Raw genomic sequence first — 15,499 nt, forward strand, 5'->3', positions numbered from 1 at the left:
CCGAGGCTCCGCTACCCGTATCGCAACGCAAGCCGCTTTGAAACACGCCTTGGTGTGCCCGCGCTGACGCCTTGGCTTGTTCGACCTCGTCGGGCAAAGCCCGGCTGTGCCGACTGTTAGGCGAAACGGTCTGCACGTGTCGCGGAGCTCCGTTCAGGAAACGGCATCGGTCAGCCGCCATCCCGCGGAGGACGCCCGCCGGTGGTAGAACCGGGCGTAGGTGCCGTCGAGCGTCAGCAACTCCTCGTGCGTGCCGCGTTCGGTCAGGGCACCGTCGTCGAGGACGATGATCTGATCGGCGGCCAGCACGGTCTGCATCCGGTGGGCGATGACCAGCAGTGTGGAGTTCTCCGACAGCGCTGCGATCGCACGTTGGACCACCACGTCGCTCTCGGGGTCCAGGGATGACGTCGCCTCGTCGAAGACCACGATCGGCGCTTGCTTGAGCAGCGCGCGGGCGATGGACACGCGTTGGCGCTGGCCGCCGGATAGCCGGGATCCCGCCTCGCCGACGGGGGTGTCGGTGCCCAGCGGAAGTTCGCTCATCACGTCGACCAGACCGGCGCGCGCGATGGCGTCGCGGACCTCGTCGTCGGTGGCGTCCGGGCGGCCCACGCGGACGTTGTCGCCGAGTGTGCCGTCGAACAGGTAGACGTCCTGGAACACGAACGCCACCATCGACATCAGGTCGTCGGTGGCGATGTCGCGAACGTCGACATCGCCGATGCGGACCTGACCGCCCGTGGTGTCCCAGAACCGCCCCAGCAGCCGGGCGACCGTCGTCTTGCCCGCCCCGGACGGGCCGACCAGGGCGGTCATGCTGTTACCGGGCATGGTGAAGCTGAGGTTCCGCAGCACCTGGCGGTCGTCGTAACCGAAGCTGACGTCGTCGAACTCCACGTCATTGCGTTCGGGGCGGACCGGACGCGACGGCTCCGGCAGCGGGCGTTCGGCGAGCAGCCGGTTGATCCCGTCCAGGCTCGTGCGTGCCATCCGGATGCTCGCACCGATCCCGGCAGCGGCGGTCACCGGCTCGGCGAACCGGCCGACCAGGACAAGAACGGCGATCACGGTCCCAGCGTCGAGCCGGCCGTCGAGTACCGACAGCACACCGAGCACCAGGGCGGCCGTCACCATCACGCGGACCGTGAACTCGAACGCGACCAAGCCTGGCACGACCCGGAAAAGCATGCTCCGATCGACGCTCCGCTGCGCCAGCAGCGCACGGTCCAGCGCCGGACCGCCGGTGCCGGCCTGGCCGAACGCACGCAGCACCGGTTGCGCCTTGGCGAACTCGACAACCCGGTTGGCGGCTTCGTCCATGCCGGCGTGCCGCTCGGCATCGGCGATCCGTACGACCCGGTTACTGATCGCGAGCACCGCCAGCAGGACCGGAATGGCCAGCACGACCGACAGCGCCAGCCGCACGTCGATCAGCAGGATGGCGATCACGATCGTCAGCGGGGTCAGCACCGAGGTGACCGCGGGACGCAGCAGGTGTGCGGGCACGCTCATCACCTGGAGCACGTGCTCGCTGTTCATCCTGCTCAGCTCGCCGACCCGGGAACGGTTGAACCAGCCCAGCGGCAGCGCCACGATCGCCGCCCCCAGCCGGTGGTGCAGCACGTTGGCCAGCCGTGAACCGGTGCGGAATGCTGCTGCCTGGGCGAACCAGGTTGCTCCCGCCGAGCCCATGCTGGCCAGCGCGAAGATCATCAGCGGCAGCCAAACCGTATCCGGTTGGTTGCCCAGGAGGGTCCGCAGCACCGGGACCAGGAAGGCGTAGGCGACCCCTTGCAGGACGGCGGCCGTGGCGAGCAACACCAGCAAGCCCCGCAGCGGTCCGGAGTTCTGCTTGCCCAGCGCGGTGAACAGCGCGCGAATCACGAGTTTCCTCCTGGCGTGGCGTGGGTCGGTGCGGCGGGTTCCTGCGCGCGCCACATGCGCGCGTATCGGCCATCGGCCTCGACGAGCTCGGTGTGGTGGCCTTTTTCGGTGATGCGTCCGTCTTCGAGTACGACGAGCTGGTCCGCGTCGCGGATGGTGGCCAGTCGGTGGGCGATCACCAGCAAGGTCCGTCCAGCAGCCAATGTGGACAGTGCCTGTTGGATCAGTGCCTCCGAGTCCGGGTCGGCGTAGGCAGTGGCTTCGTCGAGCACGAGAACCGGCGTGTCCGCCAGCAGCGCGCGAGCGATCGAGATCCGTTGGGCCTCGCCGCCGGAGAACTCCGCGTCGACACCGATCTCCGAGTGGTATCCGCGTGGCAGCGTGATGATCCGGTCGTGGATCTGCGCGGCGCAAGCGGCCCGTTCGATGTCGGCCGCGTCCGCGCCCGGTCGGGCCAACGCGATGTTCTCGGCGACCGTGCCGCGCAGAAGAACCACGTCCTGGAACACGAACCCGACGTGCCGGTAAAGGGTTTCCGGCTCCATCTCACGCAGATCCACTCCGCCGAGTGTGATGGAACCACCGGCCACGTCGTGGAACCTGACCAGCAGTTTGGCCAGGGTCGACTTGCCCGCCCCGGAGGGGCCGACGAGAGCGGTGACGGTGCCGGGTCGCAGGTCGAGGTCGATATCGGCGAGCACCGGGTCGTCGTCATAGCCGAACTCCACTCCGCGCAGCCGGATCTCGTTGCCGTTGGGCGTTTTCGGCTTCGCTGGCACCGGCAGCACCGGTTCTGCCAGGAGCGCCTGGACGTTGCGCGCCGCCGCGGTTCCGGTGCGCAACGCCTGGAAGCGCGTTCCGATCGCGGCGACCGGGCCGGCCAGTGCTGGTGCGAGCAGGACGAACGCCAGCACGTCGGGCGCGGCCAGCACGCCGGTGGCGACCATGCTCGCGCCCGCGGTGACCACGAGCAACAGCACCACGACAGGTGAAACCGCCAGCTGCGATGCCGTGGACACGCCGATGGTGGAACCCACCCAGCGGGTGAAGAACTGGTGGAAGTCGTCGGCTGCGCGCAGGAAGCGCTGGTGCGCCGTGCGGGTGCCGCCGAACGTCTTGACCACGGCGATGCCCTCGACGAATTCGACCACGCCGCTGTTGATCTCGGCGACCGCTCGCCCGTAGGCGGCCATCTGCGGGCGTGCCTCGGCCATCGCCCGGCGGAACAGCAGTGCTCCGGCCAGCGGTGGGAGGACCGAGATCGCCGCCATCCGCCAGTCGACGGTCACCAGGTACACCAGTGCGGTCAGCGGGGCCAGCACTACCGAAGTCACGTCGAGCAGGGTGTGCGCGACGAAGTAGTGCATACCGCCGATGTCGTCGTGCAAGGTCTTCTTGACGGTGCCGGAGGTTGTCTTCGAGAACCATCCCAGCGGGACGCGCCCCAGCCGCCGGGTCATGGCCCGGCGCAGGTGCAGTTGCAGCTTGTTGTCGCCGACGTGAGTGATCGTGTTGGCCGCCATCGACAGCGCCAGGCTGACCAGTACCGCACCGACGCCCAGCCACACCAGCGGCCAGGCCCGTTCCGGCCCGGCTCCGCCGGGCAGCAACACCCGGCCGAGTTCGGCGATCGCGATCAGCGGCAGCACGCCCAGGACCGAGGCCACCGCCTGAAACCCGACCGCGGTGGCGAGATACCCCCGGATCGGGGCAAGCACGCGGACGGCTTGGGCGGTGCCGGAATTCTTCGTCACAGCACACCACTCTCGTATTCGTCCATGATGGACATCTGCAGCCTGGACACCTCTGCGGCCAGGTTCGCGACGGTCGGCGAGGCCAGGAAGTCCCGCACGCCGACGTCGACCCCGAACCGCTGCTGGACCGCGCTGATCACGCGCAGCGCGAGCAAGCTGTTGCCGCCGAGACCGAAGAAGTTGGCGTCGCGGTCGTCAACCGGATGCCCGAGCAGGTCGGCCCAGACCTCGGCAAGCCCCTTCTCGACCGCACCGTCCGGTGGTTCGCCTGCGGTGCCGTGGTCGTCGGCCATGCGTTCCAGCGCCGCCCGGTCGAGTTTTCCGTTGGCGGTCAGGGGAAGCACGTCGAGCAGCGTGAACCGGGCCGGGATGGCGTAGCGGGGCAGGCGCTGGGCCAGCCCGGTGCGGACGGCCGCGGTGTCGAGCCCGTCGGTGCGCTCGACGAAGCCGTGCAGCACCCGTTGCCGCCGTTCCCCGGTGACCACGACCACCGCGTTGCCCACGCCAGGGCAGGACTCCAGCGCGGACTCGATCTCGGCGAGTTCGAGCCGGTGCCCGCCGATCTTGACCTGGTGGTCGGCCCTGCCGAGGAACTCCAGCGTCCCGTCCGGCCAGTACCGGCCGAGGTCTCCGGTGCGGTACCACCGCTGTCCCCGGTCATCGACGAACTTCTCCGCGGTCCTGGCCGGGTCGCCGCGGTATCCGGCCGCCACCCCACGACCGCCGATCCACAATTCACCCGCCACCCATTCCGGCCGATCCCTGCCCTGCTCGTCGACAACCCGGTAGCACTGGTTCGCCAGCGGCAGGCCGTAGGGGATGGAGCTCCAGCGGGCGTCGATTTCGCCCACCTCGTAGGCGTTGGACCAGATGGAAGCCTCCGTCGCGCCGCCGAGGGCGACCAGACGGCAGCGCCCGTCGGTGGCCGCCGCCAGCCGGGCGCCCAGGTCCAGCGCGACCCAGTCCCCCGAGACCAGAGCGAGACGCAGTGTCGCGGGCAGCTGCCGTCCGCCGAGGTCGGCGGCGGTGAGCAGCATGTCCAGCAACATCGGCACGGTGTTCCACAGGGTCACGCCGTGCCTGGTGACCAGTTCCAGCCAGCGGTGGGCGTCGCGTCGCTCGTCCTCCCCGGGCAGCACCACCGTGCCACCGGCGCCAAGGACGCCGAAGACGTCGTAGACCGACAGGTCGAAGTCCAATGCGGACACCGCGAGCACGCGATCGTCGGCCGTCACCGAGTACCGGCTGTTGATGTCGGCGATGGTGTTGACCGCCGCGTCGTGGGTGATCTCCACTCCCTTGGGAGTACCGGTGGAACCGGAAGTGAAGATCACGTAGGCCAGCGAATCGGGTTCCACCGGGACCGGAGCGCCCAACGGTTCGGCCCGGACCGCCGTGCTCAGTTCGAGCCGGTCGCCGCCGCCGGTCTCGTCGATCACGAGCCGCGCTCCGGCGTCGGTGTAAATGCGTTCCCGTCGCAGCTCGGGCTGCTCGACGCCGACCGGAACGTAGACGCCACCGGCGCACAGCACACCCACTGCCGCCACAATCTGGTCGGCCCCCTTGGGAAGGGTGATGGCCACGGTGTCTCCCGGCCGCACTCCGCTGCGCACCAGTGCGCCCGCCACGCGCAGGGCGCGGTCGCGGAGTTCGCCGTGGCTCAGCGTGCACCGATGGCCGTCGTGCTCCCAGATGACGGCGTCGGCGTCGGCTGGCGCGTCGAACAGCGGGGCGTGCAGCAGACCACTGGGGATCGTGCGGTCCGTCGCGTTGACGTGATCGCGGACCTGCTTCTGCCCGGCTGGCAGCGGATCGGGCAGGTTCTCGGTCCAGTCGTGGTCGGCCAACCACTCCAGCAGTCGGCGGTAGGTGACGAACATCGCGGGCAGGACGCCCTCGCAGAACAGGTCGTCCACCGCGTCCCAGGTGACCAGCAGACCGCCCTGGGACTCCAGCACCTGGTTGTCCAGACACACCTGCGGCGACTGGGAAATCCCCCACACGCGCTCGGGGAACCCCGGCGACATGTCCATCGACACCCCGTCGCCGACGCCGATCGCGCTGGTGAACACCACCGGCATGGCGTCGATGTTGCCCGTTCTGCGAGCCAGTTCCCGCAACAGCCACGACGGGGCGACGTCGCGGTGGTCGAGGTCGGCACCGAGCTGCCGCTGCATCCGGCCTGCGGCCGCCAGCCACGGTTCGCCCTGCTCCGGCCGGTAGTCGGCAAGTGACAGCGAGGTGAAATCGCCCAGCACGCGGTAGATGTCGGGATCGACCTCCCGGCGGTTGAACAGGGTCAGCGTCACTGTGAGCGGGCGTTGGCGGCTCCACGCGCCCAGCACCTCGGCATAGGCGGTGAGCAGCACGGTTGACGGGGTCAGCCCGGCGACTCTGGCCCGGTCCCGGATCGCCTGCCATTGCCGTTGGTCCAGCCAGGTCTGGTGGCGGCAGAACTGCGGTCGCGACACCTGCGAGGGGTGTCTGGTCATCGGCAGCGCGGGGCCGGGCGGCAACTCCGCCAGCCGTTCCAGCCAGTACCGCTGATCGCGTTCGAGCGCCTCGGGTTCGGGCTCGACCTGGAGCACGTAGTCGCGGAACGACATCCCGATCGCGGGCAGCTCGGCGTCCGGGGCTCGGTAGAGGGCGTCGAGTTCGGAGAACAACGTCATGATCGACAGGGCGTCGAAGATGATGTAGTCCAACCCGATCGCCAGTCTCGTGCGCCGGCCGCTGTCGGTGTCGTAGTGCAGCGCGGTCACCTCGAAAAGCGGCCATCGGCTGAGATCGAAGTAGCGGTGCGACTTCTCTTCCCGCAGGCGTGCCAGCGCCGGAGCGGGGTCGCCACCGGTGGCGTCGCGGACCTCGATCCGGAACGGGGGTGGGTCGGCCAAAATGCGTTGCGCGCCGTCGTCGTCGAAGATCGCGCGCAGCATCTCGTGCCGGTAGACGAGGCGCTGCCAGGCCCGCTCCAGCCGCTCCAAGTCGACCTCGGCGCCGTCGAACTCGGTGTACTGGTAGGTACCGACACCACCGAGCGGCAACCGCTCGTCGCGGCCGATCCAGTACGCGCGTTGAACATCGGTCGGCGGGAACGGGTCGTGGCGGTGGTCCAGGTCGGCGTGCAGGCGGGTCTGGTCGTCGGATCCGCCCAGCATCAGCGACGCCGCGAAGTCGGCCAGCACGGGCCGGGCGAACAACATCGCCAGGCGCGCGCCCGCGATCCCGGCTTCACGCAGTCTGCCGACCAGCCGGGTCGCCATCAGGGAATCGCCGCCGAGAGCGAAGAAACTGTCGTTCCTGCCGATCCGGTCAACTCCCAGCAGCTCGGCCCACACCGAGGCGACCATCTCCTCCAGCTTGCCTTCGGGCTCCTGGAACTCCGCCGCAGCAGGGGAGATCTCTTGGGACAGCAGCGAAGCGATTGCACTGCGATCCAGCTTTCCGTTGTGGGTCAACGGAAGCCGTTCCCGCACCGCGATGTGGTCGCATACCATGTACGGCGGCAGCCGGTCACCGAGCCAGGCCAGCAGGTCTGCCTCCGACACCGCCTCGGAAGCGGACACGGCGGCGGCCAGCCGGGGCACCGGCTCCGCGATGAGGGTGGCCACGGCGTGTCCGATCGCGGGGTGCGCCGCGAGCGCGGACTCGACCTCACCCAGCTCCACGCGATACCCGTGCACCTGCACCTGGTGGTCGGCGCGGCCCAGGAACTCCAACGTGCCGTCCGGCCAGTAGCGCGCGAGATCCCCGCTGCGATACCAGCGCCGACCGTCGTGCTCGACGAACCGTTCCGCCGTGCGCCGCGGATCTCCCCGGTAGCCGCGGGCCACACTCGCCCCACCGACCCAGAGCTCGCCGGTGACCTGGTCCGGGCGGTCTCGTCCTTGGGCATCGACGACCCGGCAGCCCACGCCCGGCAGCGGAGCACCCCACGGCATGGAGCGCCACGACGCCGGTACTTCGGCCACCTCGATCGCGGTGGAGTGGATCGCGGCCTCGGTCATCCCGCCCAATGCGACGAACCGGCAGTCGGGCGCGCGCTCGCGCAGCCGCCCCGGCAGGTCCAGTCCGACCCAGTCGCCGCCGAGCAGGACCAGCCGCAGCGCTGGTTCCCCGCCGTCCGCTGCCGCCAGCAGCATGTCGAGCAGCGCGGGAGCGGTGTTCCACACCGTCACGCCGTATCCGACCGCCAGCCGCCACCAGTGCTCGGCGTCGCGACGACGGGACTCGTCGACGGTCACGACCGCGCCGCCGGCCGACAGCATTCCGAAGATGTCGTAGACCGAGAGGTCGAACTCCAGCGCCGACACCGCCAGCGTGCGGTCCTGGGCACCGACCCCGAACCGGGTGTTGATCGCCGTGATCGTGTTCATCGCCGCGCTGTGCGTGACTTCAACGCCTTTGGGTTCGCCGGTCGAGCCGGAGGTGAACAGCACGTAGGCGAGTTCAGCGGGATCGACCCACGTGAGAGCCGTCGCTGGTGGGTACTGCGCTGCGTCGGACATCAGCAGCACCGGTTCGGAGGCCGCCGAGCGCACCGCGTCGCAGTACGTCGCGTCGGTGAGCGCCGCCGCTGCTGCGGCGAGTCGGTGCAGGCGGGATCGGCGTTGCGGGGGCTGGTCGACGCTGATCGGCACGTAGGCGGCGCCCGCGGCCAGCACGCCCAGCGTCGCTACGATCTGCTGCGGTCCCTTCGGCAGCGTGATCGCGACCGCGTCGCCCCGGCCGACACCGTGCGACGTCAGCAGTGCGGTTACCCGCAACGCACGCTCGGCGAGTTCGGCATAGGTCAACGACATGCCGTCGTCGACCAAGGCGACCGCGCTCGGGTGGGCGCGCACGTGGGCGAAGAACCCTTCGTGCAGAAGCTGTGACGGTGCAACCGGTTCGACGTTGTTGAGGGATTGCCGGGCAGTGGCCTGCGTGGGTGGCAGCAGCGATCCGACCGGGTTGGTCCACCGATCCTTCGAGGCGATCAGGTCGTTGATCAGGTCGCGGTAGACCTCGAATGCCGCCTCGGTGGTGCCTTCGGCCAGCACGTCGGCTCGCACGTCCCAGTTGAGCAGCAGCCCTGAGTCGAGTTCGGTGACCTGGGCGTCCAGCCAAACCTGCGGTCCCTGCGAGATGATCCACGACGGTGTGCCGAAGCAGCGTTGCAGATCGGCGTCGTAGATCTCTCCCAGCCCCAGTGCGCTCGTGTAGACCACCGGTGCCAGCACCGGGACTCCGTCGCCGAGCCGCGCCAGATCGCGCAGGACTTCGACACCGCCGTAGGCGCCGTGTCCGATCGCGGCCCGCATGTTGGCCTGCACTCCTCGCGCGCGCTCGACGAAGGGCATCGGTTCGCTGACGTCGACCATCAGCAGGATCGACGAGCTGAAGTCGCCGACCAGCAGGTCGACGTCGTCGCGCAGCAGCTCCCGGTCGAATAGCGGGAGGTTGAGCAGGAACCGGGGTTCGGTGCTCCACGCTCCGATCACCTCGGCGAAGGCGGTGGCCAGCGCGGCTGCCGGGGTCAGGCCCTGGTGTTGCGCGGCGGTGATGAGTTCTGCCTTGTCCTGCGGGGAGATCCAGTGGTGCAGACGCACGGTCCGGGGTGGGCCGGCCTGTTCGGAGCTCAGCGGCAGTCCCGGTCCGCCGGGCAGCTCGGGCAGCCGTTGCTGCCACCACTCTCGGGAACGGGCGCGTTCGGGGTCGTGCCGTGTGGCGCGGTCTGCAAGGTAGCGGGGGAAGCTGTAGTCGATCGGTGGCAGTGCGGTCCCGGCATCCTCGTAGAGCGCACGCAGATCGTTGAGCAGGATGCGCATGCTCAGCGCGTCGGCGGCCATCATGTCGAGGTCCACGTGCATCCGGGTGGAACCGTCGGGCAGCAGGGACAGTGCGACCTCGAAGACCTCTCCCGCATCGACGTCGAACCTGCGATGGGTGTAGTGCTCGCGCAGTCGCTCCAGTTCGGCGTCGTAGTCCGGCCGCTGGCGCAGGTCATGCACACGCACCGCGGGCAGCGCGCTGGTTGCGGTGATCTGCTGGCGGCCGTCGTCCAGGAACCGCACCCGCAGCATGTCGTGCCGTGCGACCAGTGCGTCCAGCGCCTTTTGCAGGCGCAGCGGTTCGACGCTCGCGCCGTCGAACTCGACGTAGAAGTGAGCGGAGACCTCGCCGAAGGGCTGTCCGGGCTGGCGGCCGATCCAGTAGGCGTGCTGCATCGTCGCCAGGTCGAACGGTGCCCGCTCGTCGACGGTGTCCGGTTCCGTTTCCAGGAAGCTCGGGCCGGAGGTGCCCAGCACCGCACCCCAGCCCGCCAGGGTCGGGTTCTCCGCCAGATCGTCGAAAGTGACCGCCCGGCCCTGCCTGCGCCACTGGCCGGCGAACCGGATCAGGCCCAGGGAGTCAAGTCCGAGTTCGAAGAGGTCGTCGTGCTCGCCGATCTCCTCGGGCGCAAGCCCGAGCGCGGTGGCGACCTCCGCGCGCAGCGCGTTGTCCGCGGCGCTCATTTCGCCTCGCCCGGTTCGCCACCGATGCCCCAGCGCTGGGCGGGGGTGCCGTCGAGGACCACCCAGGTGTTAGGACGCGTTTTCTCGCCGAGCACGCCCGCGACCGCGTCGGTGAGCGCCGAGATCAGTGCTCGCTCGGTCTCCGGCGCCAGGCGCTCCTCGAAGATCTTGACGTCGATGAATGGCATGGTGACCTCTCAGGAAATCGGTTGGCTGGAATGGAAAGCACGGCCGGGCGAGGTCAGTTCCTCGTGCAGGACCGTGCAGAGCCGGTCGACCTGGGCATCGGTCAGACCGGGGTGGCAGGGCAGGTTCACGTGGCGGTCGAACCAGCTGTTCTCGGCAACCGGGCACGCGCCCGCCCGGTACCCGCGTGCCCGCCACTCGGGCGTCAGGTGCAGCGGGAAGTAGCGCAGCTGGACCTCGATCCCGTGCCGGTCCAGCGACCGGACCAGCCGTTCGCGGTCGGGCGCGCCAGAGTCGACGAAGAACGTGTAGAGGTGGTGGGCATGCTCGGTTCCCGGTGGTGCGTGATGCGGTCGGGCGCTGGCACCCGCATGGGCCAGTGCCTCGTCGAGTCGGTGCGCGATTTCCGCGCGGCGAGCGGATAATTCCGGTAATCGTCCAAGCTGGACCGAGCCGACGGCCGCAGCGGCTTCCGACAGGGTCGCGTTGGTCCCCGCGCGCAGCACCTTGGTGTACTCGCTGGAGAAGATCTCGTCGGCGTACTTCATCCACGGCAGCAGGGGCGGCGGCCGGGTTCCGCGGACGGGGCGGGTAACGCCGTCGATTCCGTTGGAGCGCAGGCATTCCAGCCGGTACGCCCAGTCGTCCCGGTCGAAGGTGATCATGCCACCCTCGCCCAGTGTGGTGAGGTTCTTGGAGTTGTGGAAGCTGAAGCAGCCGATGTCGGCCAGTGCACCGGGGCGGCGGCCGTGGTAGCTCGCGCCCAGGGCGTGCGCGCAGTCCTCCACGACGACCGCGCCGTGGGCGTGCGCGGTGGCGGTGATCCGGTCCATTTCCGCCGGGCATCCGCCGTAATGCACCAGCAGAATCGCTGCGGTTCGCTCGGATATGAGCGTTTCGAGGACCGTCGGATCCATGTTCAGGGTGTCGGGGTCGACGTCGCAGAAGGTCACGTCGACATCGAGGTTGAGAAGCGGAGCGATGGTGGCCTGGTAGGTCTGCGGGGTGACGATCACCTCGTCGCCGGGGCGCAGGTCCAACAAGTGGATCGCCAATTCGAGGGCGACCGTTCCACTGGTCACCGACATCGCGTGCGCGGACCCGATGTGCTCGCGGAACCCGTTTTCGAACCGGTCGCGGTGGGCACCGGAGCTCAGCGGCGCTCCGGAGCTAACAAGGCTGGTGAGAGCCGCAATTTCGGCGGCGCCCAGCTCGCTTCCCCGGGTTGGGAAGTCAACCCGGTAGGTGCGGTCGAGCATAGCGGCTCCTGCATGGGTAGCAACGTGAAAACGAACTGTTTTCGAGATCGAGAATAGCAATCAACTCCGGGGTTGCAAATTAATGCAACAATTCGCATATGTCGGAGTATATAATCCTCCGAGGTCGTCAGAAAAATATGATGACCCCTATTTGAATTGAGGGCTTAAAATTTTTCTATACGGCTCCTTGACAATTCTTCTCGGGGTGGATTAACTACGGCCTAGGGGGCGGTGCGATTGCGCGCCGATTCGAGCGAAATGGAGGCCTTTATGCGGTTCGGGTTGACCTTTTTCCCGGTGATCGGCCCGGACGAGAAGTCGCCGAGCACCTATTACGACGAGTGCCTGGAGTTGTCGCGCCTGGCCGACGCCGCGGGTTACGAGCACGTGCAGGTCGTCGAGCACTACTTCTCGTCCTACGGTGGCTACAGCCCGGACCCGGTCACCCTGCTGACGGCGATCGCGGCCGCCACCAAGAACATCCGCGTGACCACCGGCGCGGTCGTCCCGGCGTTCACGCATCCGATCAAGCTCGCCGGCAAACTCGCGATGTTGGACAACCTTTCGCACGGCAGGCTCGATGTCGGGTTCGGCCGGGCGTTCCTTCCGGAGGAGTTCGCCGCTTTCGGGGTGCCGATGAGCGAGAGCCGGTCGCGCTTCGCCCAAGGGGTCGAACTCTGCCGTCGATTGTGGACGGAAGACGACGTCGTTTCCGAGTACGAGTGGGCGGCCTTCGGGCCGGTGACCATGCTGCCCCGGCCGTACCAGAGCCCTCATCCACCGATCTTCGTGGCGTCGACCACGAGCGCGCAGTCGTGCGCGGCGGCCGGCCGCGCCGGTTACCACCTGCAGGTCGTGCCGACCGTGACCTCGCGCGAGAGTCTTCAGGACATGCTGGCGATTTACCGGAAGGCCCGCATCGAGGCGGGTCACCAGGAACCGCCGCGTATCCAGATCAAATACACCTGCTACCTGGGCGAGGATCGCGCGCGGGTGCTGGAGCAGGCCCGTCGCTGGGAGCACAACTACATCGAGAAGATGACCGGCGCGGTCGCGTCGTGGGGGCAGACCCGAAGCGCGGACTACCCGGGGTACGAGCAGTTGGTGGCCAAGGTGGCGAAGTACGACTTCGGCAAAAGCCTGGCGGACAACAAGGTGTTCGCTGGAACGCCGGATGAGGTCGGAGAGCAGGTGGCCACCGTCGCCGAGTGGTTCGGCGACGACGTGACGTTGAGCCTCCAACTCAACCCGGGCGCGCTGCCACTGCCGGATGCCCGCACCGCGGTGCGGTTGTTCGCCGAGCAGGTCGCTCCCCGGTTCACCGGTATCGCCACCGCGGCGGTCTGAGCGGAAGGCGGCAAGCATGTTCGACGCTGACGTCGCGGTCGTCGGTCTCGGCGCCTGGGGATCGTGTGCACTGTGGACGCTGGCCAGGCGCGGGGTTCGGGCGGTGGGGATCGAGCGGTTCACGCCGGGGCACTCGATGGGCTCTTCCGGTGGCACGAGCCGGATGTTCCGCACCGCGTGCCTGGAACATCCTGGCCTGGTCCCGCTGGCTCGGCGTTCCCTGGAGTTGTGGCACGAATTGCAGTCGTCGGCGGGGCAGCCGTTGATCGACTCTTCCGGCGGGCTGCTGATCGGACCGCGTGACGGCCACATCATCGCCGGAACGCTGGCGGCCTCGCGGGTGCACGACCTGCCAGTCCAGATGTGGGACTCGGGGGACCTGCGCAATCGGATGCCGGTCCACGCAGGGCTGCCTGACCACCACATCGGAGTGTGGGAGCAGGGCGCCGGGCTGATCCGGCCGGAACGGGCGATCGCTGCCGCGGTGCGGATCGCCGAGGCCGCCGGGGCGCGGGTGTTCACCGACACCAAGGTCACCGGCGTCGAACTGGTCACCGACGGCGCGGTGGTGTCAACACCGGTGCGCGACCTGCGGGTCCGGCAGGTCGTGGTCACCGCCGGTGGCTGGCTGGGATCCCTTGTGGACGAACTTCCGGTGGAGACGGTCCGGATGCCGATGACCTGGTTCGAGCCGATGGCCGACCGGGAACGGTTCGTGCTGGACCGGCTTCCGGTGTTCATGCGGCAGCTGGATGACGGCGTGTGCGTCTGGGGACACGGAATCCTGCCGTGGAACAACGCGCACGCCGGCCTGGTCAAGCTCGGTCTGGAGGACTCCGACGGCCGGTTCCCGGTGATCGACCCGGAGGCTTTCGACAGGTCCGTTTCACCCGAGGACTGGGACCTGCTGGTCGGGCGGCTGCGCACGGCGGTGCCGGGGGTGCGGGAAGTTCCCGCCAGGGTCTCGGTCTGCATGTACACCCGCACCCCCGACAACCAGTTCCTGCTGGGCCGGCCGCGCCGCGATCCCCGGCTGGTGATCGCGGGCGGCTGCAACAACCACGGCTTCAAGCACGCGACGGGGGTGGGAGAGGCGGTCGCAGACCTCGTCATGGGGCGTCCACCCTCGTACGACCTCGCTTTCTGCGACCCCGACAGGTTCGGCTGATCATGCGATCAGGAGTCCAGCCGGGCGGCGAGCGCCTTCTTGTCGATCTTGCCGACCGCGGTGTGCGGGAATTCCTCGACGAGGACCAGCCGGGTCGGCAGCTTGTAGGGAGCCAGCCCGCGCTCCTTGAGGAACGCGGTGACCTCGCGCAGCGTGGGGGATTGCCCGTGGCAGACCAGAAAGGCGACCGGGACCTCGCCGAACACCGCGTCGGGCTGGCCGACCAGTGCAGCGCCCTTGACCGCGGGGTGAGCCAGCAGATGCCCTTCCACCTCGGTCGACGGGATCTTCTCCCCGCCACGGTTGATCTGGTCCTTGACCCTGCCGACGACGATCAGGTGGCCGCTGGGCAGCCGTCGCACGAGGTCGCCGGTCCGGTAGAAGCCGTCGGGGGTGAACGAACGCGCGTTGTGCTCGGCCGCCCGGTAGTACCCGCGCAGGGTGTAGGGGCCTCGGGTGAGCAGTTCGCCGGGCTCGCCGTCGGGTACCGGGTTGTCCTGCTCGTCGACGACGCGGATCTCGTCGTCCGGGCTCAGCGGCACGCCCTGGGTGGTGCACCGCAGCTCGTCGGGGTCATCGAGCCTGGTGTAGTTCAGCAAGTTGAACCCGATCGGAAGCACCGAGAGAAACACCGAGTCGCGGGTCAGTCCGCAGACCTCGGCACTGGCGCGCGCGTTGTAGGCGTAGTCGTCGTGGGTGCGGGGGATGAGCTTGGGAAGTCCTGTCGTGCCACCGGAAAGCAGCAACAGCGCCAGATCGCCGGAATCGGCAGTGCCGGCGGTGGGGCCGGTGGCGGTGGGGCCACCGCGCTCGGCCAGGTCGGCGAAGGAGACGAAGTCGTGCTCACCCGGGTCGCCGATGACGATGACGTGCTTGAGCGATTCGGCGCAGTCCTGCCGCGTCTTGCGGACCTCTGCGGCCAGCTCGCGGTAGTCGAACCGTGCGTGCCGGTCGGCGATGAAGTAGCCGACGGCTCCGGAGAGCCGCGCGAGGTGTTCGATCTCGGCTGCTCGGTGCGCGGGCATCGCGTGCACCGGGACCGCACCCACACGTTGGAGGGCGAACCAGCCGATGACGAACTCGGCGATGTTGGGCAGCTGCACGATGAAGCGATCGCCCCGGGTGACGCCCAGACCGCGCAGTCCACGCGCGACCCGGTCGACCTCGGCTTCCAGCGCGGCGTAGCTGAACCTGCGCTCGCCGTCGACCAGCGCGGTGCGGTCGCCATGTTCAACCGACCAGCTCGTGAGCAGCTGGTCGAAGGTGTGGCCCGCCCAGTACCCAGCGGCTCGGTAGCGATCCGCGTCGGTGTTGGGCCAGCCCGGCCAGTCCTGTGCCATCCGTCGTCCTTCGGGTCGGGCCAGCGGCGTGCTCTGGCCAAGGGGAGTCCACTTCTGGTTT

General features: G+C 68.8%; 8 protein-coding genes. 2 read left to right on the plus strand and 6 right to left on the minus strand.

Features of this window, described 5'->3' with window-relative positions; all coding sequences use genetic code 11:
* Positions 1–153 precede the first annotated feature (153 nt).
* The 5 genes from SSPN_RS0136465 to SSPN_RS0136485 are packed head-to-tail and all read right to left on the minus strand — an operon-like array spanning position 154 to position 11,583.
* Positions 154–1,887: an ABC transporter ATP-binding protein gene (locus tag SSPN_RS0136465; protein ID WP_010314800.1), complete on the minus strand. Its 1,734-nt coding sequence runs from the start codon at positions 1,885–1,887 to the stop codon at positions 154–156.
* The gene (locus tag SSPN_RS0136470; protein ID WP_010314802.1) at positions 1,884–3,641 is read right to left on the minus strand and encodes an ABC transporter ATP-binding protein; all 1,758 of its coding nucleotides are present in this window, start codon (positions 3,639–3,641) and stop codon (positions 1,884–1,886) included. Before SSPN_RS0136470 ends, SSPN_RS0136465 begins: the two co-directional genes overlap by 4 nt.
* The gene (locus SSPN_RS0136475; RefSeq protein ID WP_010314804.1) at positions 3,638–10,138 is read right to left on the minus strand and encodes a non-ribosomal peptide synthetase; all 6,501 of its coding nucleotides are present in this window, start codon (positions 10,136–10,138) and stop codon (positions 3,638–3,640) included. The genes SSPN_RS0136470 and SSPN_RS0136475 overlap by 4 nt, the downstream gene beginning before the upstream one ends.
* Positions 10,135–10,326 carry a tautomerase family protein gene (locus tag SSPN_RS0136480; RefSeq protein WP_010314807.1) on the minus strand — a complete coding sequence of 64 codons (192 nt, stop codon included), beginning with the start codon at positions 10,324–10,326 and terminating at the stop codon, positions 10,135–10,137. The genes SSPN_RS0136475 and SSPN_RS0136480 overlap by 4 nt, the downstream gene beginning before the upstream one ends.
* A gap of 9 nt (positions 10,327–10,335) precedes the next feature.
* Positions 10,336–11,583 carry a DegT/DnrJ/EryC1/StrS family aminotransferase gene (locus tag SSPN_RS0136485; RefSeq protein WP_010314808.1) on the minus strand — a complete coding sequence of 416 codons (1,248 nt, stop codon included), beginning with the start codon at positions 11,581–11,583 and terminating at the stop codon, positions 10,336–10,338.
* 270 nt (positions 11,584–11,853) lie between these two features.
* Here SSPN_RS0136485 and SSPN_RS0136490 point away from each other — a divergent pair, with 270 nt between their 5' ends.
* Together SSPN_RS0136490 and solA are read left to right on the plus strand one after the other, a co-directional pair.
* Entirely contained in the window at positions 11,854–12,930 is a 1,077-nt protein-coding gene (locus SSPN_RS0136490) for an LLM class flavin-dependent oxidoreductase (protein WP_010314811.1), read from the plus strand.
* Between the two features lie 16 nt (positions 12,931–12,946).
* The gene (gene solA, locus SSPN_RS0136495; protein WP_010314812.1) at positions 12,947–14,098 is read left to right on the plus strand and encodes an N-methyl-L-tryptophan oxidase; all 1,152 of its coding nucleotides are present in this window, start codon (positions 12,947–12,949) and stop codon (positions 14,096–14,098) included.
* A gap of 8 nt (positions 14,099–14,106) precedes the next feature.
* Here solA and SSPN_RS0136500 read toward each other — a convergent pair whose 3' ends face one another.
* Entirely contained in the window at positions 14,107–15,438 is a 1,332-nt protein-coding gene (locus SSPN_RS0136500; protein ID WP_010314813.1) for a (2,3-dihydroxybenzoyl)adenylate synthase, read from the minus strand.
* Between the last annotated feature and the right edge of the window lie 61 nt (positions 15,439–15,499).

The organism is Saccharopolyspora spinosa NRRL 18395, assembly GCF_000194155.1.
Classification (GTDB): Bacteria; Actinomycetota; Actinomycetes; order Mycobacteriales; family Pseudonocardiaceae; genus Saccharopolyspora; species Saccharopolyspora spinosa.